General features: G+C 56.5%; 21 protein-coding genes. 6 read left to right on the forward strand and 15 right to left on the reverse strand.

Annotated features, from left to right (window positions below; all coding sequences use genetic code 11):
• Positions 1–101 precede the first annotated feature (101 nt).
• Positions 102–1,514, reverse strand: coding sequence for a replicative DNA helicase (gene dnaB / locus ABIE02_RS12435; protein ID WP_032615986.1), 1,413 nt, complete (start codon positions 1,512–1,514; stop codon positions 102–104).
• An 85-nt stretch (positions 1,515–1,599) separates the two neighbouring features.
• Here dnaB and ABIE02_RS12440 point away from each other — a divergent pair, with 85 nt between their 5' ends.
• Positions 1,600–2,583 carry a quinone oxidoreductase gene (locus ABIE02_RS12440; protein WP_032615984.1) on the forward strand — a complete coding sequence of 328 codons (984 nt, stop codon included), beginning with the start codon at positions 1,600–1,602 and terminating at the stop codon, positions 2,581–2,583.
• Positions 2,584–2,930: 347 nt separating this feature from the next.
• Here ABIE02_RS12440 and pspG read toward each other — a convergent pair whose 3' ends face one another.
• The 4 genes from pspG to ABIE02_RS12460 form a co-directional block, all read right to left on the reverse strand.
• Complete coding sequence (pspG, locus tag ABIE02_RS12445) at positions 2,931–3,173, reverse strand: envelope stress response protein PspG (RefSeq protein WP_032615982.1); 243 nt, start codon at positions 3,171–3,173, stop codon at positions 2,931–2,933.
• Positions 3,174–3,315: 142 nt separating this feature from the next.
• The gene (dusA, locus tag ABIE02_RS12450) at positions 3,316–4,311 is read right to left on the reverse strand and encodes a tRNA dihydrouridine(20/20a) synthase DusA (protein WP_117386859.1); all 996 of its coding nucleotides are present in this window, start codon (positions 4,309–4,311) and stop codon (positions 3,316–3,318) included.
• Between the two features lie 80 nt (positions 4,312–4,391).
• Complete coding sequence (locus ABIE02_RS12455) at positions 4,392–5,702, reverse strand: conjugal transfer protein TraF (protein ID WP_336995171.1); 1,311 nt, start codon at positions 5,700–5,702, stop codon at positions 4,392–4,394.
• Between the two features lie 163 nt (positions 5,703–5,865).
• Complete coding sequence (locus tag ABIE02_RS12460; RefSeq protein ID WP_032615976.1) at positions 5,866–6,354, reverse strand: cupin domain-containing protein; 489 nt, start codon at positions 6,352–6,354, stop codon at positions 5,866–5,868.
• Between the two features lie 112 nt (positions 6,355–6,466).
• Between ABIE02_RS12460 and zur the strand changes: the two genes are divergently transcribed.
• Entirely contained in the window at positions 6,467–6,982 is a 516-nt protein-coding gene (gene zur / locus ABIE02_RS12465; RefSeq protein WP_032615974.1) for a zinc uptake transcriptional repressor Zur, read from the forward strand.
• 69 nt (positions 6,983–7,051) lie between these two features.
• Here the strand turns inward: zur and ABIE02_RS12470 are convergent, their stop codons facing one another.
• The 4 genes from ABIE02_RS12470 to ABIE02_RS12485 all read right to left on the reverse strand — a co-directional run bounded on the left by ABIE02_RS12470 (position 7,052) and on the right by ABIE02_RS12485 (position 9,872).
• Positions 7,052–7,261, reverse strand: coding sequence for a CsbD family protein (locus tag ABIE02_RS12470; protein ID WP_032615972.1), 210 nt, complete (start codon positions 7,259–7,261; stop codon positions 7,052–7,054).
• A gap of 141 nt (positions 7,262–7,402) precedes the next feature.
• Complete coding sequence (gene dinF, locus ABIE02_RS12475; RefSeq protein WP_103793481.1) at positions 7,403–8,722, reverse strand: MATE family efflux transporter DinF; 1,320 nt, start codon at positions 8,720–8,722, stop codon at positions 7,403–7,405.
• Positions 8,723–8,785: 63 nt separating this feature from the next.
• Positions 8,786–9,394, reverse strand: coding sequence for a transcriptional repressor LexA (gene lexA, locus ABIE02_RS12480; protein ID WP_032615967.1), 609 nt, complete (start codon positions 9,392–9,394; stop codon positions 8,786–8,788).
• Positions 9,395–9,503: 109 nt separating this feature from the next.
• Positions 9,504–9,872 (reverse strand): diacylglycerol kinase, encoded by a 369-nt coding sequence (locus tag ABIE02_RS12485; protein WP_032615965.1) that lies wholly within the window; start codon positions 9,870–9,872, stop codon positions 9,504–9,506.
• A gap of 155 nt (positions 9,873–10,027) precedes the next feature.
• Here ABIE02_RS12485 and plsB point away from each other — a divergent pair, with 155 nt between their 5' ends.
• A complete protein-coding gene (gene plsB, locus ABIE02_RS12490) occupies positions 10,028–12,457 on the forward strand; it encodes a glycerol-3-phosphate 1-O-acyltransferase PlsB (protein ID WP_032615963.1) in 2,430 nt (809 codons plus the stop codon).
• A 741-nt stretch (positions 12,458–13,198) separates the two neighbouring features.
• On the opposite strand, the gene ubiA is transcribed toward plsB, so the two are convergent.
• The 5 genes from ubiA to malK form a co-directional block, all read right to left on the reverse strand.
• Positions 13,199–14,068 (reverse strand): 4-hydroxybenzoate octaprenyltransferase, encoded by an 870-nt coding sequence (ubiA, locus tag ABIE02_RS12495; RefSeq protein WP_032615957.1) that lies wholly within the window; start codon positions 14,066–14,068, stop codon positions 13,199–13,201.
• Between the two features lie 12 nt (positions 14,069–14,080).
• Entirely contained in the window at positions 14,081–14,578 is a 498-nt protein-coding gene (gene ubiC / locus ABIE02_RS12500; RefSeq protein ID WP_077226931.1) for a chorismate lyase, read from the reverse strand.
• 181 nt (positions 14,579–14,759) lie between these two features.
• A complete protein-coding gene (gene malM / locus ABIE02_RS12505; RefSeq protein WP_103793484.1) occupies positions 14,760–15,722 on the reverse strand; it encodes a maltose operon protein MalM in 963 nt (320 codons plus the stop codon).
• Between the two features lie 113 nt (positions 15,723–15,835).
• Positions 15,836–17,143, reverse strand: coding sequence for a maltoporin (locus tag ABIE02_RS12510; RefSeq protein ID WP_032615958.1), 1,308 nt, complete (start codon positions 17,141–17,143; stop codon positions 15,836–15,838).
• A gap of 71 nt (positions 17,144–17,214) precedes the next feature.
• The gene (gene malK / locus ABIE02_RS12515; protein WP_032615954.1) at positions 17,215–18,324 is read right to left on the reverse strand and encodes a maltose/maltodextrin ABC transporter ATP-binding protein MalK; all 1,110 of its coding nucleotides are present in this window, start codon (positions 18,322–18,324) and stop codon (positions 17,215–17,217) included.
• Positions 18,325–18,693: 369 nt separating this feature from the next.
• Between malK and malE the strand changes: the two genes are divergently transcribed.
• From malE to malG, 3 genes are all read left to right on the forward strand, one after another.
• On the forward strand, positions 18,694–19,884 hold the full coding sequence (gene malE, locus ABIE02_RS12520; RefSeq protein WP_032615953.1) for a maltose/maltodextrin ABC transporter substrate-binding protein MalE: 1,191 nt from the start codon (positions 18,694–18,696) through the stop codon (positions 19,882–19,884).
• A gap of 109 nt (positions 19,885–19,993) precedes the next feature.
• On the forward strand, positions 19,994–21,538 hold the full coding sequence (malF, locus tag ABIE02_RS12525; RefSeq protein WP_144884197.1) for a maltose ABC transporter permease MalF: 1,545 nt from the start codon (positions 19,994–19,996) through the stop codon (positions 21,536–21,538).
• A 155-nt stretch (positions 21,539–21,693) separates the two neighbouring features.
• Positions 21,694–22,584 carry a maltose ABC transporter permease MalG gene (gene malG / locus ABIE02_RS12530; protein ID WP_059308953.1) on the forward strand — a complete coding sequence of 297 codons (891 nt, stop codon included), beginning with the start codon at positions 21,694–21,696 and terminating at the stop codon, positions 22,582–22,584.
• Positions 22,585–22,678: 94 nt separating this feature from the next.
• Here malG and psiE read toward each other — a convergent pair whose 3' ends face one another.
• Positions 22,679–23,089, reverse strand: coding sequence for a phosphate-starvation-inducible protein PsiE (gene psiE, locus ABIE02_RS12535; RefSeq protein WP_032615949.1), 411 nt, complete (start codon positions 23,087–23,089; stop codon positions 22,679–22,681).
• Positions 23,090–23,465 lie beyond the last annotated feature (376 nt).

A 23,465-nucleotide genomic window follows, 5' to 3' on the forward strand; every position in this document is an offset into this window, starting at 1 on the left:
CGCAGCCGAGTCACGTGACAAGCCCGTTCACCCCGGGAGCTTAGTAAGCCGGGGTGAGCGGGCGCAGTCAACGCCCCTGCGGCGTGAAGGATGGTGAAGCGTTATTCGTCGTCGTATTGCGGGCCCGCATAGTTATCAAAGCGCGACCACTGGCCGTTAAAGGTAAGCCGCACCGTACCGATCGGGCCGTTACGCTGCTTACCGATAATAATTTCTGCGATGCCTTTAAGATCGCTGTTTTCGTGATACACCTCATCACGGTAGATGAACATGATGAGGTCAGCATCCTGCTCGATGGAGCCAGACTCACGCAGGTCGGAGTTTACCGGGCGTTTATCGGCACGCTGTTCCAGAGAGCGGTTAAGCTGCGACAGCGCCACAACAGGCACCTGCAACTCTTTCGCCAGCGCCTTCAGCGAGCGGGAGATTTCGGCAATCTCCAGGGTACGGTTATCCGACAGGGACGGAACGCGCATCAGCTGGAGGTAGTCGATCATGATAAGGCCAATGCCGCCATGCTCGCGGGCAATGCGGCGCGCGCGGGAACGTACTTCCGTCGGCGTCAGGCCGGAGGAGTCATCGATATAGATGTTCCGTTTTTCCAGCAGAATACCCATGGTGCCGGAGATCCGCGCCCAGTCTTCGTCGTCCAGCTGGCCGGTACGAATGCGGGTCTGATCCACGCGCGACAGCGAGGCCAGAGAACGCATCATGATCTGCTCAGAGGGCATCTCCAGACTGAAAATCAAAACCGGTTTATCCTGCAACATCGCCGCATTTTCGACGAGGTTCATCGCAAAGGTGGTTTTACCCATCGACGGACGCGCGGCGACGATAATCAGATCCGACGGCTGCAGACCTGCGGTCTTTTTGTTCAGATCGTCATAGCCGGTGTTAACCCCGGTTACCCCGTCATGCGGCTGCTGGAACAGTTGCTCAATACGCGAGACGGTGGCGTCCAGCACTTCGGCAATGTTTTTTGGCCCTTCGTCTTTATTGGCGCGGCTTTCCGCGATTTTAAATACCCGGGATTCGGCCAGATCGAGCAGCTCGTCGCTGTTACGCCCCTGCGGATCGAAACCGGCTTCTGCGATTTCGTTGGCGACGGAAATCATGTCGCGCACAACCGCACGTTCGCGCACGATATCGGCGTAGGCGCTGATGTTCGCCGCACTTGGGGTATTTTTCGATAACTCGGCCAGATAGGCGAAGCCGCCAACGGATTCGAGCTGTCCCTGTCGCTCCAGCGATTCCGCGAGCGTGATCAGGTCAATCGGGCTGCCCGACTCCTGCAAACGCGCCATCTCGGTAAAGATATGGCGGTGCGGGCGGGTATAGAAATCGTCGGTGACAACGCGCTCGGCAACATCGTCCCAGCGTTCGTTATCCAGCATTAAACCGCCCAACACCGACTGTTCCGCTTCAATCGAGTGCGGCGGGACTTTTAACCCGGCTAACTGCGGATCGCGCTCGCGGGGCTCAGTCTGTTTGTTGAAGGGTTTATTTCCTGCCATAGTGAAGGGAGCCGAGATAGAAATGGGGTCGATATTTTACCATGATTCATAACATTTGCCCCACCCAAATGTCACTGGAGGATAAATGGCAACGCGTATTGAATTTCATAAGCACGGCGGCCCGGACGTTCTCAAAGCGGTAGAGTTTACCCCCACCGCGCCTGGCGATAACGAAGTCCAGGTCGAAAACAAAGCCATTGGTATTAACTATATCGACACCTATATCCGGGGAGGCCTTTATCCGCCCCCGGCTCTGCCAAGCGGACTGGGCACCGAAGCGGCGGGCGTAGTGGTCAAAGTGGGCAGCGCCGTTAAGCATATAAAAGAGGGCGACCGCGTGGTGTATGCGCAATCTGCCCTCGGCGCCTACAGCTCGATCCACAATGTCCCGGCAGATAAAGCCGCCATTCTGCCTGACGCCATCTCCTTTGAGCAGGCCGCCGCCTCCTTCCTGAAAGGGTTAACGGTGTTTTATCTGTTGCGCAAAACCTATGAGATCAAACCCGATGAACAGTTCCTGTTCCACGCGGCCGCAGGCGGCGTTGGGCTGATTGCCTGTCAGTGGGCAAAAGCGCTGGGCGCCAAACTGATCGGCACCGTCGGCAACGCGCAAAAGGCGCAGCGCGCGCTTCAGGCGGGTGCCTGGCAGGTGATCAACTACCGTGAAGAGAGCATCGTTGAGCGGGTGAAAGAGATCACCGGCGGTAAAAAGGTGCGCGTTGTGTATGACTCGGTGGGCAAAGACACCTGGGAAGCCTCGCTGGATTGTCTGCAACGTCGCGGCCTGATGGTCAGCTTCGGTAACGCCTCCGGCCCGGTGACCGGGGTGAATCTCGGCATTCTCAACCAGAAAGGATCGTTGTTCGCCACTCGTCCTTCGTTGCAAGGCTACATCACTAATCATGACGAACTGGTTGAGGCCAGCAATGAGCTGTTCTCATTGATTGCCAGCGGCGTAATTAAGGTGGATGTGGCGGAGGCGCAGAAATATCCGCTGGCCGATGCGCAACGGGCGCATGAAGTGCTGGAGAGCCGGGCGACGCAGGGGTCGAGTCTGCTGATCCCCTAACTAATTCATGTTGCAGGACGAAACGCTTAACCGCTTTGAACAGCGCTTGCGCTGGCCCCGAAAGTCCGGGTAACGCGACAATTGAATGAACCCTAGGAGCTTACTCAGGTAAGTGACTGGGGTGAATGAAAGCAGTCAACGCATTTGCGGCAGGAATGATAACGGGTCAGAAAGAAATTGGGCTTCCCGGAGGAAGCCCTTTCTTTTTTTAGTTCGGCTGTATGTAGGGTACAGCACGATGAATTCTTTAACGGCGGCAATAGTGACAGATTCGATAACTAAATCCTATTCTGTTCTAAGCAATGCTGCCGTAAAAGTTGCAAGGATGTGACGAACCGCTCAATACCTTAGTAACGAAAGCGGTTATTGCGCTGATAGCGTGGGATTTTTGGCGATTTAATCGCCCGTATCGCCCACACCACCGCCACGGCCAACAGCAACCACGGCAGCAGTTTTAGCATCAGTGCAAACAGCCCGCCGATAAACATCACCGCGGTGGCAACCACCAATGCGGCAATGATCCCCAGCAGCGAGACGCCGGTTACCAACAGCATGACAAAAAATCCAATCACAAAAAGTAGTTCCAGCATGGCTCTCTCCAGTAATGCATAACAACGATACGCTGCTATGACCATTACAAGATCCGTGCCAAAAATAAGTGATTGATAGTAAATAAAAACGCCCGGCAATGCGGTGCCGGGCGTGGTGAATTTGACCAGGTTTTAGTGAAAATTATCGCTTGTCTGCCACCAGACGCAGCGCTTGCTCCAGCACCTCGATATCGGCTCCCGCTTTATGGGCGTTTTCACTCAGGTAACGACGCCACTGGCGCGCCCCCGGGATCCCCTGGAACAGACCCAGCATGTGGCGGGTCACGTGGCCCAGATAGGTGCCGTTGCTCAGCTCACGCTCAATGTAGGGGTACATTGCCCGCACCACCGCGACCGGATCGCGATCGGCGCAATCCACACCAAAGATTTCGCGATCGACCGCCGCCAGCACGCCCGGGTTCTGGTACGCCTCGCGGCCCACCATTACGCCATCCATATGCGCTAAATGCGCTTTGGCCTCGTCCAGAGATTTGATACCGCCATTGATCGACATGGTCAGCTGCGGGAAATCACGCTTCAGCTGATAGACACGCGGGTAATCCAGAGGCGGGATCTCACGGTTCTCTTTCGGGCTAAGGCCAGAAAGCCAGGCTTTGCGGGCATGGATGATAAACATGTCGCACTCGCCCTTGCCGGCTACCGTGCCGATAAAGTCGCAGAGAAATTCGTAGCTGTCCTGATCGTCGATGCCGATACGGGTTTTGACCGTCACCGGAATGGAGACCACATCGCGCATCGCTTTCACGCAGTCGGCCACCAACTGCGCATTGCCCATCAGGCAGGCACCAAACATGCCGTTCTGCACACGATCGGAGGGGCAGCCAACGTTGAGGTTGATCTCGTCATAACCGCGCTCTTCTGCCAGCTTCGCGCAGTGCGCCAGCGCGGCCGGATCGCTGCCGCCGAGCTGCAAGGCTACCGGATGCTCTTCTTCGCTGAAGGCGAGGTAGTCGCCCTTGCCATGAATAATCGCCCCGGTGGTCACCATCTCGGTATAGAGCAGAGTATGGCGCGACAGCAAACGCAGGAAGTAGCGACAGTGTCTGTCTGTCCAGTCGAGCATCGGCGCGATGGAAAAACGGTGAGCAGGATAGATGGACGAGTTTTCTGACGACATGGCGAAATTTTAAGCATCTGGTGAAAAGGGGGCGCTACTATAGCACAGATTTGCCGGAGGCAGAGCGCCTCCGGTTCCTGTCAGAACCTCACGCTAAATTGCGCTCCGGCCCCCCAGGTTTCATCCTCGCCGACGATGCCGGTCAGATCGATATGCACGGTGTTAAAGGGGGCGAAGCCCAGCCCGCCGGTAAAGACGTTACTGTCGTTGCCCTTCACGTCACCGCGAAAGCCGCCGCGCACCGCCAGCCAGCCCAGCAGAGAGACCTCTGCCCCCGCCCCGACATACTGCGAATTTTCTTCGCTTTTGAAGCCCCGGGTTTGAGTCAGATCGCCGTCGGCGCTGAGGGTTAACAGGCCGGTATGCCAGGCCACCCCCGCCGTGACCAGAGGGCGGATCTGCCAGGTATCCTGATAACTCACCTCTTGCCCGGTACGCCCGTTGAGAACGCGGATATCGTTGGTATCAATGTCGCGGGACAACAGGTTCTGCCCGCTCAGACCGACCGTCCAGTTTTCACCGAGGTCCACTGCAACGCCGACATCAACGTTAAAACTGGTATCGTCATTGCGGTAACGGCTGCTGTTAAAGTCGCTGCTGTCGTAGGTATAGATGGAGGTGGTGTAGTTGTAGAGCCAGGTTTGTTGCAGCTTTGGCGTCACGCCGACCGAAACCGGCAGGCCGTTGAAATCAAACTGGCGGGCAATCGCCACGCCGTAATCAGAGACGATCGCCGCCCTGCCCTTGGCGATGGAGTTAAGGTTGCGGGTAATCACGTCACTGCCGTTTCGCGCCGCACCCAACGCCATCTGGTTGGTCATCCCCATGCTGCCCTGCAATCTCCGAAGAAAATCGATATCCTGCTGGTCGATCTCCGAGCTGACGCGCGCGTGGGCATTGGCCTTAGCGACAAACGCCAGCGACAGCCCCGAGCCGGGAATACTGACGGCGATCCCTGCCCCGGCGTTGCCGTGCGCGGTTTTTCCCTCAAGAAACTCCAGCTGGTCGGCCAGACTGCCTGCGGCACCCTGAAGCTCACTGAGCGTTCCCTGCGGATCGGCCATGATCCTCGCTACGGTCAGATCGTCGATCATCTCCTGATCGGCGCGGATCTCATCGCTGATTTCGTCGATCTTATCCTGCAGATTGTCTTTATCGCTGATTTGCGCCCCCACCGAGGGAAATATAATGGCGACGTCATCTTCCGCCTGGGATTTTGCCAGCAGGGCCGGGTTGATCAATACCCCACTGCTATAATGCGCCGACGCAACGCCTGTCCCACCCATTGCATCGCCGCGTGCTTCCGTCCATGTATTTGCAGCTCCGGCCTGATTAGACAAAAGAAAAGCGGTGGCAATTCCCGCCACAGAAAATTTGAATTTTATTTTCACAGGACACCTGACTTATTGTGGGTGAATAAACCCCGGCAGCTAAATGCCGCGCAGGGGCATACGTCCTTTGTGAAAAAAGTATTAGGCGACGAATTTATCTAAACTTTCGTATTAGATAACTCGTTGATTTTCTTATCTGTTTAAATATGTATAGAACAAGAAATTATTTTTGCCCTGGTTTTCCATCATGAGGTCCAAAAAATTGCGGCGGATGATCGATCCAGCGATCTTCGCGCGTGGCGGCATATACCGGATTCAGCGGATAATAAATTCGGTTATGTTTTTTATTTGCTTCACCCACGACTAATAACCGTACATCTTCACTGGTATTATTAATAAAGGTGTGACAGACCCCCGTCCCGGCAGGAAAACCCACGCTATCCCCCGGCTCCAGCTTCCATAAATAGCCGTTGATCCAGGCTTCGGGATAACCCTCGAGCACAAAGATAAATTCCTCTTCATCGCTTTCGGCATGAGGATAAGAAGTGCGACGCCCGGGCGGCAGACGTTCGTGGTGGATACCGAGGCGGCCAAGCCCCAGCGCACGGGCCAGCGGCGCGCCAATGGAGAAACGCTCTGGGCTGTCAGGATAGGTCGAGTTGTCAGCACCTTCTACTTCACGCCAGTGTCGAATGCAGTCCGGTCTTTTCATCTTTTCATCCCCTGTGGTTTTTCGTCAGGGTAGCACACCCGGTGGATCTCGGTGTTTGGGCCAGAACATGATAAAGTGGCGGTTTGTTATTCCACGTTATTCGAGGTGCAAAATGGAAACGACCACAATGCAGGCACTGTTAGCGCAAGCCGAAAAGCTGTGCGCGCAACGCAATGTGCGCCTGACTCCGCAGCGCCTTGAAGTGTTGCGTCTGCTGAGTCTGCAAAACGGGGCCATCAGCGCCTACGATCTGCTCGACCTGCTGCGCGAAAGCGAGCCTCAGGCCAAACCGCCTACCGTATATCGGGCGCTCGATTTTTTACTTGAGCAGGGCTTTGTACATAAGGTGGAATCGACCAACAGCTATGTGCTGTGCCATCTGTTCGATCAGCCGACCCACACCTCTGCGATGTTTATCTGTGACCGCTGTGGCAGCGTGAAGGAAGAGGGCGCGGAAGGGGTGGAAGATATCATGCATACCCTGGCAGCGAAGATGGGCTTTGCCCTGCGTCACAACGTGATTGAGGCGCACGGCCTGTGCCGTAACTGCGTCGAAGTGGAAGCCTGCCGCCATCAGGAAGATTGCCAGCACGATCACTCTATCCAGCTGAAGAAAAAGCCGCGCTGAGGGCAAAAAAAGGGGCGACCTGTAAGGTCGCCCTGGGCGTACATCCGTGTACCTGCGGGTATAGGTTAATTACCAGCGATAGTTGTTACGGGTTTCCCAGTCACCAACTTCTTTCTCCGCCTGGTCTTTCTCATAACCATAGCGTTCCTGAATTTTACCCACCAGCTGGTCACGTTTACCTTCGATGACGGTCATGTCATCGTCAGTCAGGTCGCCCCACTGTTCTTTCACTTTACCTTTGAATTGTTTCCAGTTACCGCCGACTTGGTCTTTATTCATCATCGATTCCTCTTCGTTCGGTCGTTAAGGTTAAGTTCGTCCTGAAATACGTTTCGTGCTGGACGTGATAATAATTATAGATAAGCCTGCGGCGTTAGGTTTGTTATTCGGAATCTTTTACCATTTGGCAAGGCGAGGCCGCTATGAAAACCAGCTGCCGTTGCGCCAGTGCCTATGCCAGATCCACCCCAGAGACAGCCCGCGCAGGGCCAGGAACACGCTCAGGGCCAGCCACAAACCATGGTTGCCCAGCCACGGCAGGGTGAAGAGCGTCAGGCCAAACCCGGCAGCGGCCACCGCCATGCTGTTGCGCATCTCCGCCCCGCGGGTGGCACCGATAAACATGCCATCCAGCAGATAGCACCAGACGCCCACCACCGGCAGGATCACCTGCCAGATAAGATAGTGGCTCGCCAGCTCGCGCAGTTCGGGCAGTGAAGTCAGCAGGGCAATGATTTGATCGCCTGCCAGGGCATAGATGAGGGCAAAGGTCAGCGCGACCAGGCCAGACTGACGGCAGGCCGCCCGCCACACTTCCCGCAGCTGACCGCTTTCCCGTGCGCCATAGGCCTGCCCGGAGTGCGCCTCGACCGCATAGGCGAAGCCATCCAGCGCGTAAGCGGTAAAGGTCAGCAAGGTCATCAGCACGGCGTTGACGGCGATAATCTCCGGCCCCAGCCGTGCCCCCATAACCGTCAGCGCCCCGAAGCAGAGTTGCAGCAGCAGCGAGCGCAACATGATGTCGCGATTGAGAGCCAGTAGCTTACGGATGTTGCCGCGCCAGCTCGTTTTCAGCAGCGCCAGCGAAATACCGCGCAGCGCCAATACCCGCCAGACCATCCATAAGCCGATCAACAGGGTGGCGTATTCCGCGATAGCGGTCGCCAGGGCAGCGCCCTGAACATTCATCTTCAGCCCCATCACCAGCCACACATCCAGCACGATATTGAGCAGGTTGCCCACCACCAGCAGGATCACCGGTGCCCGGGCATACTGCACGCCCAACAGCCAGCCGAGCAGCACCAGGTTAGCCAGCGATGCCGGGGCGCTGAGCCAACGGATCTCAAGGAAGCGCCGCGCCTGATGCAGGACGGCCTCGCTACCACCGACAATATGCAGCGCCAGATCGATAAGCGGCGTGCGCAGCAGCACAATCATTAATCCTGCGCCCAGCGCCAGGATCAGCGGCTGCACCAGCGCACGGGCCAGACGCAGCGGATCTTTCGCGCCATAGGCCTGAGCGGTAAGCCCGGTAGTGCTCATGCGCAAAAAGAGCAGCAGCATAAACAGGAAGCTGGTTGCCGTCGCGCCGATGGCGACACCGCCCAGATAGACGGGCGAATCGAGATGACCAATCACCGCTGTGTCCACCAGCCCAAGCAGAGGAACGCTGATGTTGGAGACGATCATGGGAAGTGCAAGACGCCACAACGCCTTGTCTGAAGAAGTCAGGAGAGACATGGAAATGTTCGCCAGAGGCAAGAAAAACAGACTGCGACACTGCCGCAGTCTGTCAGAAAAGCATTATAACCATTCACCGTTGCGGATGACGCCAACCGCCAGGCCTTCGATGGAAAAGTTATTTTCACGCAGGTCGACAACAATCGGGGAAAACTCGCTGTTTTCCGGCAGCAGTTGCACAGTGTTACCCTGCTTTTTCAGGCGTTTAACGGTCACTTCATCATCGATACGTGCGACCACAACCTGCCCGTTACGCACGTCCTGAGTTTTATGGACTGCCAGCAGATCGCCGTCCAGAATACCGATATCTTTCATCGACATGCCGCTAACACGGAGCAGAAAGTCTGCGCTCGGTTTAAACATGCCAGGATCGACCTGATAGTGGCCTTCAATATGCTGTTGCGCAAGCAGCGGTTCACCGGCGGCGACACGACCGACGAGGGGAAGACCCTCTTCCGCTTCGACCAGCAGACGAATGCCGCGAGACGCACCGGAGACAATTTCAAGCACACCCTTGCGCGCCAGTGCCTTAAGGTGCTCTTCAGCGGCATTTGGAGAACGGAAGCCCAGACGCTGCGCGATTTCTGCACGCGTCGGCGGCATACCCGTCTGGCCGATATGATCCCTAATGAGATCAAACACCTCTTGCTGCCTGGTCGTTAACGCTTTCATTCCGCCCCCTGGGTGTATATACAGTTATGCTGTGAGTATATACAGCTAAAGGTGATTTTGGAACCACAAACCGCATAAAAAACCAGAGACTTTTGCGGTTTCTGAAGGCTTATCGTAAATGTCCCCAAAGCAGCGTGACCCAGGTAAACAACGCAACGATAATCGCCATCAGCACTGCGGCAGAACCCATATCTTTCGCCCGGCCCGATAGCTCGTGAAAATCAGTGCCGATACGGTCTACTACCGCCTCGATCGCACTGTTCAGAATTTCGACTATCATCACCAACATCACCGAGCCAATCAGTAATACGCGGGTGATGGGATCCACATCCAGCCAGCAGGCAATAATAATCGCCGCGATGACAGCAACACCCTCCTGGCGAAATGCGGCTTCATTGATCCAGGCAGCACGGATGCCTTTCCATGAATAGCCGGCAGCTTTAATGATTCGGGTTAACCCAGTGGTATTATTGGCCATTAAAAGAAACCTTTCTTCGAAAATAGCGTCAGAAACGGTGGTTTAAGCGCCCTGCGCAGCCACCGGAAGTATGACGGGTAACAACAGAAATTTTGCGCGCTTTCTGTTATCCTTGCGCCGCAATTGCATTTTTAACCAGAGGCTTTACATCGTTTATGTCTGGCTGGCCACGAATTTACTACAAATTACTTAATTTACCATTAAGCGTCCTGGTAAAAAGCAAGTCTATTCCGGCGGTTCCTACGCTGGAGTTAGGACTCGATAACTCGCGTCCTATTATGTACGTTTTGCCTTATAACTCGAAGGCCGACTTGCTGACGCTGCGCGCCCAATGTCTGGCGCACGATCTCCCCGATCCGCTGGAGCCGCTGGAGATCGACGGCACCCAACTGCCGCGCTACATCTTTATCCACGGTGGCCCTCGCGTGTTCACCTGGTACACACCGAAAGAAGAGTCGATCAAGCTGTTCCATGATTACCTCGATCTGCACCGCAGCAACCCGCTGCTGGATGTGCAGATGGTGCCCGTGTCGGTCATGTTTGGCCGTCGTCCGGGGCGCGATAAAGGCGAAGAGAATCCGCCGTTGCGCATGCTCAACGGGGTGCAGAAATTTTTTGCCGTCAACTGGCTTGGCCGCGACAGCTTTGTCCGTTTTTCACCGTCAGTTTCACTGCGCCGCATGGCCGATGAACACGGTACGGATAAGACCATCGCCCAGAAGCTGGCACGTGTGGCGCGCATGCACTTTGCCCGTCAGCGTCTGGCCGCGGTAGGCCCACGCCTGCCTGCTCGCCAGGATCTGTTTAACAAGCTGCTGGCCTCAAAAGCCATTGCCCGCGCCGTTGAAGACGAAGCGCGCAGCAAAAAAATCTCCCACGAGAAGGCGCAGCAAAACGCCATCGCCCTGATGGAAGAGATTGCGGCCAACTTCTCCTACGAGATGATCCGCCTTAGCGACCGTATCCTGAGCTTTACCTGGAACCGTCTCTATCAGGGGATTAACGTGCACAACGCCGAGCGTGTGCGCCAGCTTGCCCACGACGGCCATGAGATTGTCTATGTGCCCTGCCACCGCAGCCACATGGACTACCTGCTGCTCTCGTATGTGCTCTATCACCAGGGGCTGGTGCCGCCGCACATCGCTGCGGGTATCAACCTCAACTTCTGGCCAGCAGGCCCGATCTTCCGCCGTCTGGGTGCGTTCTTTATTCGCCGTACCTTTAAAGGTAACAAGCTCTATTCTACCGTGTTCCGCGAGTATCTGGGCGAGCTGTTCAGCCGTGGTTATTCGGTGGAATATTTCGTGGAAGGCGGCCGTTCCCGTACCGGGCGTTTGCTCGATCCGAAGACCGGCACTCTTTCGATGACCATTCAGGCGATGCTGCGTGGCGGTACGCGTCCAATCACCCTGGTGCCGATTTACATCGGTTACGAGCACGTGATGGAAGTGGGCACCTACGCCAAAGAGCTACGCGGCGCCACCAAAGAGAAAGAGAGCCTGCTGCAGATGCTGCGGGGCCTGAGCAAGCTGCGTAACCTCGGCCAGGGGTATGTGAACTTCGGCGAACCTATGCCGCTGATGACCTACCTGAATCACCGTGTGCCGGAGTGGCGTGAGTCCATCGACCCGATCGAAGCAGTGCGTCCGGCCTGGCTGACGCCAACGGTTAACGCCATTGCCGCCGATCTGATGGTGCGCATTAACAACGCCGGTGCGGCCAACGCCATGAACCTGTGTTGTACCGCCCTGCTTGGCTCTCGCCAGCGTTCGCTTACCCGCGAGCAGCTGACCGAGCAGCTCGACTGCTACCTGAACCTGTTGCGCAACGTGCCGTACGCGGAAGACGCCACGGTGCCGACCGCCAGCGCCAGCGAGTTGCTTGAGCACGCGCTGCAGATGAACAAGTTTGAGGTCGAGAAGGACACCATCGGCGATATCATCATTCTGCCGCGCGAGCAGGCGGTGCTGATGACCTATTACCGCAACAACATTGCGCATATGCTGATGCTGCCTTCGCTGATGGCGGCCATCATCACCCAGCATCGCCAGATCACCCGTCAGGCGCTCCTGGAGCATGTCACCGCCCTTTACCCGATGCTGAAAGCCGAGCTGTTCCTGCGCTGGAACAACGACGAGCTGGCCGAGGTGCTGGATAAGCAGATTGAAGAGCTGACCCGCCAGGGCCTGATTTCGCAGAAAGATGACCTTCTGCTGATCAACCCGTCCCGGGCGCGCACGCTGCAACTGCTGGCGGCAGGCGCACGCGAAACCGTGCAGCGCTATGCCATTACTTTCTGGCTGCTGAGCGCCAACCCGTCGATCAACCGCGGTACGCTGGAGAAAGAGAGCCGCACGCTGGCACAGCGTCTCTCGATGCTGCACGGCATCAACGCGCCGGAGTTCTTCGATAAAGCGGTATTCAGTTCACTGGTGTTAACGCTGCGTGACGAGGGTTATATCAGCGACAGTGGTGATGCCGAGCCGGAAGAGACGATGAAGGTGTACCAGATGCTGGCAGACCTGATTACCTCTGACGTGCGCTTAACGATTGAGAGCGCAACGCAGGGCGAGTCTGCGGTCTGATGCCCGCCCCCGCCCCTCTTCCACCGGGAGAGGGAGCAAACATAAAAAATGGTAGCCGAAAGGCTGTAATGCCAGTCAGTTAAGCCCGATGGATTGTTCCGTTCACCTCATGTTCAGTAGAACATGGCATTACACAACCCGTGAACGTGACAAGGGGGGCCGCCGGGCCCCCCTTGTCAATCCCCGCGGCCCCGCAATGAAACCGGTGCTTCGCACTGCGCTCACCTCCCGACCGGCTGCCTGCGGTCGGCCCAACTCGACATCCTGTCTCGATTCGCCTCTGGCCGCCATCCCTGGCGTCCAGCCCTTGTCATCCGGTCTCCGGTTCGCCGGTTTCAGCGGGGACTCAACACCGGTGCCCCTTTCAGGCGACTGAGAAGCTTGAGGGAGCGTGAATCCGGCTGAAAATCGACGAAGCGTTTCCGTAAGGCCGGGGCGAGGCGCAGGGATGCGCCGAGAGGGCATAGCCTGCAGGGATGCAGGCTGGTGCCCGACCCGAAAGCTGGAGGAATAAGCTGAGTGCACTGCGAAGCGGCGATTTTCCTGGCCGGGAGCCGGGGTAGCCAGGGGGGAGGCGGCGAGCCCCCCTGGCACGTTCACCGCAGCGGAGGGGGCATAAAGCAGAGGTGCTGTAGTGAACGGAACCCGTCCACTTCAGTCACTTAGAAATATCAAATTGCTTAACTAACTGGCATTACAGCCGAAAGGCTGCCATTTTTTTACCTCGCCGCCGGGCATTGTTTACGCCCAGTAACTCACCGCCAGGCCCAGGAACAACACCAGCCCTACATAGTTATTGTTCAGGAACGCTTTAAAGCAGGCTTCGCGCTCGCGGTTTGCGATAAGCTTTTGCTGATAGATGAACAGCACGCCCGCCGCCGCGATCGCCGCGTAAAATGCGCCGTTAAGCTGGTTCAGGTAACCAATGCCCACCATTAACCCCAGCACCGCGACCTGCAAAATCCCGATGATCAGCTTGTCCTGACGACCAAACAGAATGGCGGTGGATTTGATGCCGATTTTCAGATCGTCGTCCCGATCGACCATCGCATATTGCGTGTCGTAGGCCACGGCCCAAAGGATATTGGCCAGGAACATCAGCCAGCAGCTCAACGGCACGCTTTCGCTGACGGCGGCAAACGCCATCGGGATCGACCAGCCAAAGGCGGCACCCAGCACCACCTGCGGCAGGTGGGTGTAGCGCTTCATAAACGGGTAGACCCAGGCCAGCGCCAGCGCTGCCACGGAGAGCAGAATGGTCATGGTGTTCAGGGTCAGCACCAGCAGGAACGAGAGCAGGATCAGCACCACAAACAGCGTGCGGGCCTCTTTCTCGGTGACATCGCCGCTCGGCAGCGGGCGATTAGCGGTGCGCTTTACATGGCCGTCAAACTTACGGTCGGCATAGTCGTTGACGACACAGCCCGCCGCGCGCATTAACCAGACGCCCGCCACAAACACTGCCAGGATCCACAGCGGCGGCAGGCCGGGGGTAGCCACCCACAGCGCCCACAGCGTCGGCCACAGCAGCAGCAGCGCACCGATCGGCTTGTCGGTTCGCATCAGGCGGTGGTACGCCAGCAGCTTGTTCTGCGTGAGACTCCTCTCCATTTTCTCTTCCTCTTAGTACAGCGGCGACGCCGGTAAAAACAGCTCGGTCAGCATCAAGGGTTTACCACTTAAGCGCAGGCGGGAACGGCGTCCCAATAGCCCGGCCTCGTGCCCAATCTCGATAAAATCACGGGTAAGCTCGGAGGAGGTGAACAGATAACGCCCCAGCGGGGTTTTGCCCATCTGTTGCAGCGCCATCTCCGGCCCGGTGAGGGTGGACTCAGGCACCACGGTGCGCCCGGCCAGCCACGGCTCGCCATCGGCACAGAGCAGGATCTCCCGCAGCCAGTAACGCGCCTCTTTCGGCAGCAACGGCAGCTCATCTGCCACCGCGTCAGGCGTGACAAATCCCTCCTGAATGAGGGTGACGGTGACCTTTTTGCCCTGCTGCTCAAAACGTTTGGTCATGGAATCTTCCAGCAGCAGCCAGTCGAGCTGCTCCGGTTCCAGCGCAGGAATTTCGTCAAAATAACGCAGTGCGCGCAGGAGCAAAAGCGCGGGGTGTGACATGCCTGACTCTCCGATACATAACGTGAAGCTATTGTATCGCAGAAACGCGGAATGGGGGCGGGCAAACGTGAACTAGCGAACATTATCGCAACAGAGATGCAACAGCGGCAGTCAGCGCAAAAAAAGTGCGCCCGCAAGGGCGCACCAAACTACTGACAAAATCAGCACTGTGGGGAGACGGTCACCCCTTGCCTTTTACACTGCTGATAAAGGTGGAACGGGCAGTGGTCGAGCCTAAACGCTCGGCTTCATCGAGGAGTTTCAGCGCCTTATCGACGTCACCTTTAGCAACTGCCTGTTTAATGGCCTGATTGAAGTAGGTTTCGGTGTCATTCAGCACCGGCTCGGCTTTCTTCGCGGCGACCGGGGCGGCAACAGGAGCAGCAGCAGTAGCCGGTGCAGCGGCTGGCGCGGCGTAGACCGGGGCAGGTGCTGCGGTATTACCCACAGTGACCGGGCCCTGGCCGGAAGAACCAAACAGCGGGCCGACCAGCACGCTGGAGGCATTATTGGTAGAAACTTTCAGCTTCAGCTCGCCGTCAGTGACGTGGCGGGCAAGCGGATCCGGGATATCCGGTACGGCGTTGCCGGTGCCTTTGGCATAGGCTTTTGCCGGGTTGATGAGTTTGGTGGTTTGCTGCAGATCCTTATCAGTGGTAAACACCAGGACGTACAGTTTTTGCTGGCCCAGCGCAGGCGTCAGGCGCATCACCCCTTCCAGGCGGTCAGCGCTCATTACGCCCGGCTCCTGGTAGGTAAAGTATTCGCTTGGGAAGTAGGCCGATGGCGTCAGGTTCTGATCCAGAATCAGCACGTTCGGGGCGAATACGCTGGTTTGCTTGTTCACTACACTGGTCAGCGTAAGGGTGATTTCACCGATATTGGCAGGCACGCTGTAGGCCGCTACCGGGCCGCTGATCCCCGGCACATTCAGGGTCTGGCCACCGGTAGAAAGCTGGGTGGTCTGGGTTTTAGACTGGTCGACAGGCGTCCAGACTAACTGTTGCAGTGCGGCAGCCGGTACAGCAGGCGCGGCGCTGGTGTTTTGCGGTACAAAATTGACGTTCGCCAGGGTGACGGCGGGAGCACTTGCCAGTAACCCTGCGGAGAGGCACAGCGCGACGAGACTTTTCTTCATTTTCATTATGTTTACCTCAGATAGCATCAGCACTGCGGTGGCCAGGCAATAGCGCGCAGCACCCTATGAAGAGAGGGGCTTGCGCCCCTCTTTTAGGTCAATACATCAGGTGTTACGTATTACCACCAGATTTCCATCTGGGCACCGAAGGTCCACTCATCGTTGTCGCCACGGCTGAAGGTTTTCGCGGAAGTGTCGCGGTACGCTACGCCAGAGGTGTAGCCAGTATCGCCGTTGTTCGCGTAGCCCCATTTCTCATCCCACTTGGCGTAGGTTGCGAAGACACGGATAGCCGGACGAGACCAGATGCTGTCGCCTGCCTGCCACTGTTGTGCCAGGGTGATTTTGTACTGGTTGTTGGTATCGTCAGTTTTCTGAGATTTAACGTTGTCGTAGCCAACTTCCAGCAGGGTGGACATGATTGGCGTCCATTTGAACATTGGACGAACACCGACGGTCCACCACTCGGTGCCGTTGTTGTTGTCGCGGTCAATGTTCTGGTACATACCGACGTACATCAGGTCCCACTGGTCAGCCAGGGTGATCGCACCGTGGTCGATCACGCGGATCATAGAACCGTCGTTATCAACGCTACCGCCCTGTGGAATACCTTTGCCGTTAGAGGTCATAGAGTCCGTGCCGTACTGCACAACGAACTTGTTAAAGCCTTTCAGCATGCTCTGGGTGTGTTCAGCAGTGAACATCCAGCCATCTTTAGAGGCGCCAGGCTGCAGGTAGTAATCGTCTGGAATGTTGGTGTGACCGTAGTCAACGCCCAGCTCCAGGGTACCGCCTGGGTTGATTTCCATGCCCGCTAAACGAACATCGAAGACATCGTTAGGTACGACGTTGTCATAAATGCGATCGCCATTGGCATCACGATCGGCGAAGGTTGCAGAACCGCCGGACTCAGAAGAACGGGTTGCTGCCAGAGAGAGTTTACCGAAGCCCAGATCGATGTTTTCGATACCTGCACCAGGACCTGAAATATCCCAGTAGTAGAAGTCGATCATGTGGACGTCATGACGCTGATAGAAGCGCTTACCGGCCCAAATGGTGGAGCCTGGCAGCCATTCAATCAGGTTTTTACCCTGCACGTTTGCTTCACGGAAGGCCGGGCTGGTTGATTCCCAGTCATTCTGCTGTGAAACGGAGTAGGCTACGTTGGTGTCGAAGTAGAAGCTCTTGTCGCCCTCTTTCCACACTTCCTGGCCCAGTTTCAGCTCGGCATAGGTTTCACATTCGTTACCAAGACGGTATTTACTTTGTGCACCTGTTGCCTGGAAACACTGCTGTTCGCCACCACTCCCGGTCCAGCCAATGCCAGAACGAGCATAACCTTTAAAGTCGACAGCGCCGGCCTGGGCAGACAGGATGCCTGCCGCAATGGCGACCGCCAGAGGGACTTTGCGCAGAGTAATCATTATTCTATCTCCTGAGATCATTGCTTTTCTTTGAACACTTCACCTGATGGTTTCGTGCTTATTATTGGGATTGCTTAAACGCCTGGCTCCTGGTGCAGCCGACGACATGCAGTGCCATCTTCTCGGAACAGATGGCAGCGCTCTGGCGGCAAGCCGATAGCGAATGTGGCACCCTCTTTTACCAACACCACGTCATTCTGGCGGTACACCAGGTTCTGACGAATGGCTGGGATCTGGATATGAATCTGTGTTTCGTGACCAAGTTGCTCAACCACCTGAACCTCACCTTCCAGCGTCACATCAGCGATGTGGCTCGGCAGCAGATGCTCAGGGCGGATCCCGAGGGACATGTTTGCCCCTACCTGTACGTTTGCGCTGTCTACCGGTAACCACACCTGCTGGCGGTTAGGCAGTTCAACCTGAACCTGTTCAATGGCGGTAGCGGTGACTTTGACCGGCAGGAAGTTCATCTTTGGCGAGCCAATAAAGCCCGCAACAAAGCGGTCTGCCGGGTAGTGATAGAGTTCCAGCGGTTTACCCACCTGGGCCACGCGACCGGCATCCAGCACCACAATCTTGTCGGCCAGGGTCATCGCTTCGACCTGATCGTGGGTGACGTAAATCATGGTGCGGCCCAGACGCTTGTGCAGGCGGGAGATTTCAATACGCATCTGCACGCGCAGCGCGGCGTCGAGGTTCGACAGCGGCTCATCGAGCAGGAACACGCGCGGCTCTGCCACCAGCGTACGGCCAATCGCCACACGCTGACGCTGACCACCGGAGAGCGCCTTCGGCTTACGCTCCAGCAGGTGTGCCAGCTGCAGGACTTCGGCAACCTGGGTCACGCGCTGGTTAATGGTCTCTTTTTTGGCGCCGGCCAGCTTCAGGCCGAACGACATGTTCTCGGCAACGGAGAGATGGGGATAAAGTGCGTAGGACTGGAATACCATCCCGACGCCGCGCTCCGCAGGCGGGATATCGTTCATACGGGTATCGCCAATCATCAAATCACCGCTGGTGATGGTTTCCAGACCGGCAATCATGCGCAGCAGCGTGGATTTACCACAGCCTGACGGGCCAACAAAAACCACGAATTCGCCTTCCTGAATATCGAGGTTGATATCTTTCGATACCACCACGTCACCCCAGGCTTTCGTTACGTTACGCAGTTCTACGCTCGCCATGCCCTACTCCCTTCGTTACAACCTGTCATCGACAGAAACATTCAATATGGGCTGACTATGCGGTATCGCAACGCGTCGCGAATCCTCCACCCCCTGCCTTTTTTATGGGGGAGGAGGCGGGAGGATGAGAGAGAGGACTCCACCAGCGCGGCTCGGGGGCTGAGGCTAAATTCGTGATGTCACTGGCAAAAATCACCGTACTTTTATGTGCGCTGGGACACATAACTCAATTTTATGCAACGCAGATCACATAAAACGGGGGTGGGGCGTAGGGGACGGGAGGATGGAAAGAGGATGTCAAATAAGGAGACTGAGCGACGTTGAACCACCTCATGTATCCACAGCACATCACCAAAAAGGATGGCAGATATGAATATCAAGACTGGCGCACGCGTTTTCGCATTGTCCGCCCTTGCAGCAATGATGATCTCCGCTCCGGCGCTCGCCAAAATTGAAGAAGGTAAGCTGGTAATCTGGATTAACGGCGACAAAGGCTACAACGGCCTGGCCGAAGTGGGTAAAAAATTCGAGAAAGATACCGGCATCAAAGTCACCGTTGAACACCCGGACAAACTGGAAGAGAAATTCCCGCAGGTTGCGGCGACCGGCGACGGCCCGGATATCATCTTCTGGGCGCATGACCGTTTCGGTGGCTACGCACAGTCTGGCCTGCTGGCAGAAGTTTCTCCCGATAAAGCCTTCCAGGACAAACTGTTCCCGTTCACCTGGGATGCCGTACGTTACAACGGCAAGCTGATTGCTTACCCGGTAGCGGTTGAGTCGCTCTCCCTGATTTACAACAAAGATCTCGTTCCTAACCCGCCAAAAACCTGGGAAGAGATCCCGGCGCTGGATAAAGAGCTGAAGGCGAAAGGTAAGAGCGCGCTGATGTTCAACCTGCAAGAGCCGTACTTCACCTGGCCGCTGATTGCTGCCGATGGCGGTTACGCGTTCAAATTTGCTGACGGCAAATATGACGTGAAAGATGTCGGCGTGGACAACGCAGGCGCGAAAGCGGGTCTGACCTTCCTGGTTGACCTGATCAAGAACAAACACATGAACGCAGACACCGATTACTCCATCGCTGAAGCCGCGTTCAACAAGGGCGAAACCGCGATGACCATCAACGGTCCGTGGGCGTGGTCCAACATCGATAAGAGCAAAATCAACTACGGCGTCGCGGTACTGCCAACCTTCAATGGCAAACCGTCTAAACCGTTCGTTGGCGTGCTGAGTGCCGGTATCAACGCCGCCAGCCCGAACAAAGAGCTGGCGAAAGAGTTCCTGGAAAACTACCTGCTGACCGATCAGGGTCTGGAAGAAGTGAACAAGGATAAACCGCTGGGTGCTGTGGCGCTGAAATCCTTCCAGGAAACGCTGGCGAAAGATCCACGCATCGCCGCCACCATGAGCAACGCCGAGAAAGGCGAAATCATGCCGAACATCCCACAGATGGCTGCCTTCTGGTATGCCACCCGTACTGCGGTGATCAATGCCGCCAGCGGTCGTCAGACTGTGGATGCCGCACTGAAAGATGCTCAGGGTCGTATTACCAAGTAAGACAGGCTGTAACCCCCTCATCCCGGCCTTCTCTCTTGAGGGACAAGGCCTCTCTCTCAGGGAGAGGCCTGGGATGAGGGTTGTTTAATTGTTGTAGAGGAAGATCCCCATGGATGTCGTTAAAAAGAAACACTGGTGGCAAAGCGACACGCTGAAATGGTCAGTGATTGGTCTGCTGGGTTTGCTGGTGGGTTACCTTATTGTTTTGATGTACGCCCAGGGGGAGTACCTGTTTGCCGCCATGACGCTGATCTTAAGCGCGGTCGGCCTCTATATTTTTGCGAATCGTAAAGCTTACGCCTGGCGCTATGTTTATCCGGGTGTGGCCGGGATGGGACTGTTTGTTCTGTTCCCGCTGATCTGCACCATCGCCATTGCCTTCACCAACTACAGCAGCACCAACCAGCTTGCGCAAGAGCGCGCCCAGCAGGTGCTGATGGACCGTTCTTATCAGGCCGGTAAGACCTTCAACTTTGGCCTCTACCCGGCCGGTGATGAGTGGAAGCTGGCGCTGACTGACACGACCACGAACAAATATTACGTCTCCGACGCCTTTAAATTTGGCGGCGAGCAGAAACTGACCCTGAAAGAAGCAGACGCCCTGCCAGAAGGGGAGCGCGCTAACCTGCGTGTCATCACCCAGAACCGCCAGGCGCTGACCCAACTGACCGCCGAACTGCCAGACGAAAGCAAAGTGATCATGAGTTCGCTGCGCCAGTTCTCCGGCACCCGCCCGCTCTATACGCTGGGCGATGACAGCACGCTGACCAACAACCAGACCGGCGTGAAGTACCGTCCGAACAACGACATCGGCTTTTACCAGTCTGTGAATGCTGACGGCAACTGGGGCGACGATAAACTCAGCCCGGGCTATACCGTCACCATCGGCTGGGACAACTTTACCCGCGTCTTCACCGACGAAGGCATCCAGAAGCCCTTCTTCGCTATCTTCGTCTGGACCGTAGTCTTCTCGGTACTGACCGTGATCCTGACCGTGGCCGTCGGCATGGTGCTGGCCTGTCTGGTGCAGTGGGAAGCGTTAAAAGGGAAAGCGATTTACCGCGTCCTGCTGATCCTGCCGTATGCCGTGCCGTCGTTCATCTCGATTCTGATTTTCAAAGGTCTGTTCAACCAGAGCTTTGGTGAAATCAACATGATGCTGAGCGGGTTGTTTGGCATTAAACCGGCCTGGTTCAGCGACCCGACCACCGCCCGTACGATGATCGTTATCGTCAACACCTGGCTCGGCTATCCATACATGATGATCCTGTGCATGGGCCTCCTGAAGGCGATCCCGGATGACCTGTACGAAGCCTCGGCGATGGACGGTGCAACCCCATTCCAGAACTTCTTCAAGATTACGCTCCCGCTGCTGATCAAGCCGCTGACGCCGCTGATGATCGCCAGCTTCGCCTTTAACTTTAACAACTTCGTGCTGATTCAGCTGTTGACCAACGGTGGCCCGGACCGTCTCGGCACCACCACGCCGGCCGGCTATACCGACCTGCTCGTGAGCTACACCTACCGTATCGCCTTTGAAGGCGGCGGGGGGCAGGATTTCGGTCTGGCGGCGGCCATCGCCACCCTGATCTTCCTGCTGGTAGGCGCGCTGGCGGTGGTGAACCTGAAAGCCACACGCATGAAATTTGACTAACTGGAATCACCAGGCGTTATTGGCGCAGCCAGTCTGGGCGCTGCCAGCACGCAAGAACCGGAGCGTACACGAAGTACGTGAGGATTCTGAGCACTGTCAGCGTTCAAAACGGCAAGCAAAATAGCCTGGAGCGGTGTTAAGGAGTAAAGAATATTATGGCTATGGTCCAACCCAAATCTCAAAAGCTGCGCCTGCTGGTTACGCACCTAGGGCTGCTGATTTTTATCGCGGCGATCATGTTCCCGCTGCTGATGGTTATCGCCATCTCCCTGCGTTCCGGGAACTTCGCCACCGGTAGCCTGATCCCGGAGCAAATCTCCTGGGAGCACTGGAAACTGGCGCTGGGCTTCAGCGTGGAGCACGCCGATGGCCGCGTCACGCCGCCGCCGTTCCCGGTACTGCTGTGGCTGTGGAACTCGGTGAAAGTCGCCACCATCACCGCGATTGGTATCGTGACGCTCTCCACCACCTGCGCTTACGCCTTTGCCCGTATGCGCTTTAAAGGGAAAGCGACGCTGCTGAAAGGGATGCTGATTTTCCAGATGTTCCCGGCGGTCCTGTCGCTGGTGGCCCTGTATGCGTTGTTCGACCGCCTCGGCCAGTATGTGCCGTTCATCGGCCTGAACACCCACGGCGGGGTGATTTTCGCCTATCTTGGCGGTATCGCGCTGCATGTGTGGACCATTAAAGGCTATTTCGAAACTATCGATAATTCGCTGGAAGAAGCGGCGTCGCTGGATGGCGCAACCCCGTGGCAGGCATTCCGTCTGGTGCTGCTGCCCCTGTCGGTGCCGATTCTGGCGGTCGTCTTTATTCTGTCGTTTATCGCCGCCATCACTGAAGTGCCGGTCGCGTCACTGCTGCTGCGTGATGTGAACAGCTACACCCTGGCGGTAGGGATGCAGCAATACCTCAACCCACAAAACTACCTGTGGGGCGACTTTGCCGCAGCCGCCGTACTCTCCGCTATCCCGATCACCGTCGTGTTCCTGCTGGCCCAGCGCTGGCTGGTGAACGGCCTGACCGCAGGGGGCGTGAAAGGTTAAGTATCATTGTTATACCACTGCAACCCTCAACTTTGCCTTGATGTCTTGATCCAAACTTGTGACTGTATTCGGCGGCCCTCGGGCCGCCCTTTTTTTATTCCCGTTTCAGCCGCTTCGAGTTGCACAGCCAGAGCGTAACCACCAGCAGCAGGATGGCCGCCGAATAAAGCAGCACGTCGAGGGGCGATTTATGATCGACGATGATCAGCCGCACAATCGCGGTGATCCCAATGTAGACAAAGTAGCGCAGCGGGAAGTGAAAGCCAGACTGAAAGTACTTAACGATCAGGGCGATAAATTCGAAGTAAAGAAAGTAAACCACCAGCCCTTCAACCAGCTCGTATTTGCTGGTTTGCTCAGGGGCAAAAAGCACATCAGCCAGATGCACCGTCTCTTTACCGAGGAAGATGACGAGAATCAGGCCAAGGCTCAACAGACCCAGGTTCAGCACGGTCTGTAAAAGGGTCGAGATAAACTCAACGCGTGGGCGAGTCAGGGATGTCATACAGCACCTCATTCTCCGGGGCGAGGTTCCTGTATAACGCAAAAATGTGACGGGGATCTATATTTTTTGTTTATATTTTGTTCAGGTGGCAAACCCGCAGGTAAAAAAATGCCGGCAATAAGCCGTAATGCCAGTCAGTTAAACGATTCGGTACTTCTCAGTGACTGAAGTGGAAAGCTTCCGTTCACTACAGCACCTCTGCTTATGCCCCCTCCGCTGCGGTCATCGCTTCGGCGATGTTCAGCCGGATTCACGCTCCCTCACGCTTCTCAGTCGCCTGAATGTGGCACGGGGTTAATTCCCCGCTGAAACCGGCGAACCGGAGACCGGATGACAAGGGCTGGACGCCAGGGATGGCGGCCAGAGGCGAATCGAG

Source organism: Leclercia sp. 1548 (assembly GCF_050435045.1).
GTDB classification, from domain to species: Bacteria; Pseudomonadota; Gammaproteobacteria; order Enterobacterales; family Enterobacteriaceae; genus Enterobacter; species Enterobacter adecarboxylatus.

Excerpts from the sequence above, each read along its gene's own strand:
- dnaB (WP_032615986.1), bottom strand. The coding sequence starts at position 1,514 with ATGGCAGGAAATAAACCCTTCAACAAACAGACTGAGCCCCGCGAGCGC.
- ABIE02_RS12440 (WP_032615984.1), top strand. The coding sequence starts at position 1,600 with ATGGCAACGCGTATTGAATTTCATAAGCACGGCGGCCCGGACGTTCTC.
- pspG (WP_032615982.1), bottom strand. The coding sequence starts at position 3,173 with ATGCTGGAACTACTTTTTGTGATTGGATTTTTTGTCATGCTGTTGGTA.
- dusA (WP_117386859.1), bottom strand. The coding sequence starts at position 4,311 with ATGTCGTCAGAAAACTCGTCCATCTATCCTGCTCACCGTTTTTCCATC.
- ABIE02_RS12460 (WP_032615976.1), bottom strand. The coding sequence starts at position 6,354 with ATGAAAAGACCGGACTGCATTCGACACTGGCGTGAAGTAGAAGGTGCT.
- zur (WP_032615974.1), top strand. The coding sequence starts at position 6,467 with ATGGAAACGACCACAATGCAGGCACTGTTAGCGCAAGCCGAAAAGCTG.
- ABIE02_RS12470 (WP_032615972.1), bottom strand. The coding sequence starts at position 7,261 with ATGAATAAAGACCAAGTCGGCGGTAACTGGAAACAATTCAAAGGTAAA.
- dinF (WP_103793481.1), bottom strand. The coding sequence starts at position 8,722 with ATGTCTCTCCTGACTTCTTCAGACAAGGCGTTGTGGCGTCTTGCACTT.
- lexA (WP_032615967.1), bottom strand. The coding sequence starts at position 9,394 with ATGAAAGCGTTAACGACCAGGCAGCAAGAGGTGTTTGATCTCATTAGG.
- ABIE02_RS12485 (WP_032615965.1), bottom strand. The coding sequence starts at position 9,872 with ATGGCCAATAATACCACTGGGTTAACCCGAATCATTAAAGCTGCCGGC.
- plsB (WP_032615963.1), top strand. The coding sequence starts at position 10,028 with ATGTCTGGCTGGCCACGAATTTACTACAAATTACTTAATTTACCATTA.
- ubiA (WP_032615957.1), bottom strand. The coding sequence starts at position 14,068 with ATGGAGAGGAGTCTCACGCAGAACAAGCTGCTGGCGTACCACCGCCTG.
- ubiC (WP_077226931.1), bottom strand. The coding sequence starts at position 14,578 with ATGTCACACCCCGCGCTTTTGCTCCTGCGCGCACTGCGTTATTTTGAC.
- malM (WP_103793484.1), bottom strand. The coding sequence starts at position 15,722 with ATGAAAATGAAGAAAAGTCTCGTCGCGCTGTGCCTCTCCGCAGGGTTA.
- malK (WP_032615954.1), bottom strand. The coding sequence starts at position 18,324 with ATGGCGAGCGTAGAACTGCGTAACGTAACGAAAGCCTGGGGTGACGTG.
- malE (WP_032615953.1), top strand. The coding sequence starts at position 18,694 with ATGAATATCAAGACTGGCGCACGCGTTTTCGCATTGTCCGCCCTTGCA.
- malF (WP_144884197.1), top strand. The coding sequence starts at position 19,994 with ATGGATGTCGTTAAAAAGAAACACTGGTGGCAAAGCGACACGCTGAAA.
- malG (WP_059308953.1), top strand. The coding sequence starts at position 21,694 with ATGGCTATGGTCCAACCCAAATCTCAAAAGCTGCGCCTGCTGGTTACG.
- psiE (WP_032615949.1), bottom strand. The coding sequence starts at position 23,089 with ATGACATCCCTGACTCGCCCACGCGTTGAGTTTATCTCGACCCTTTTA.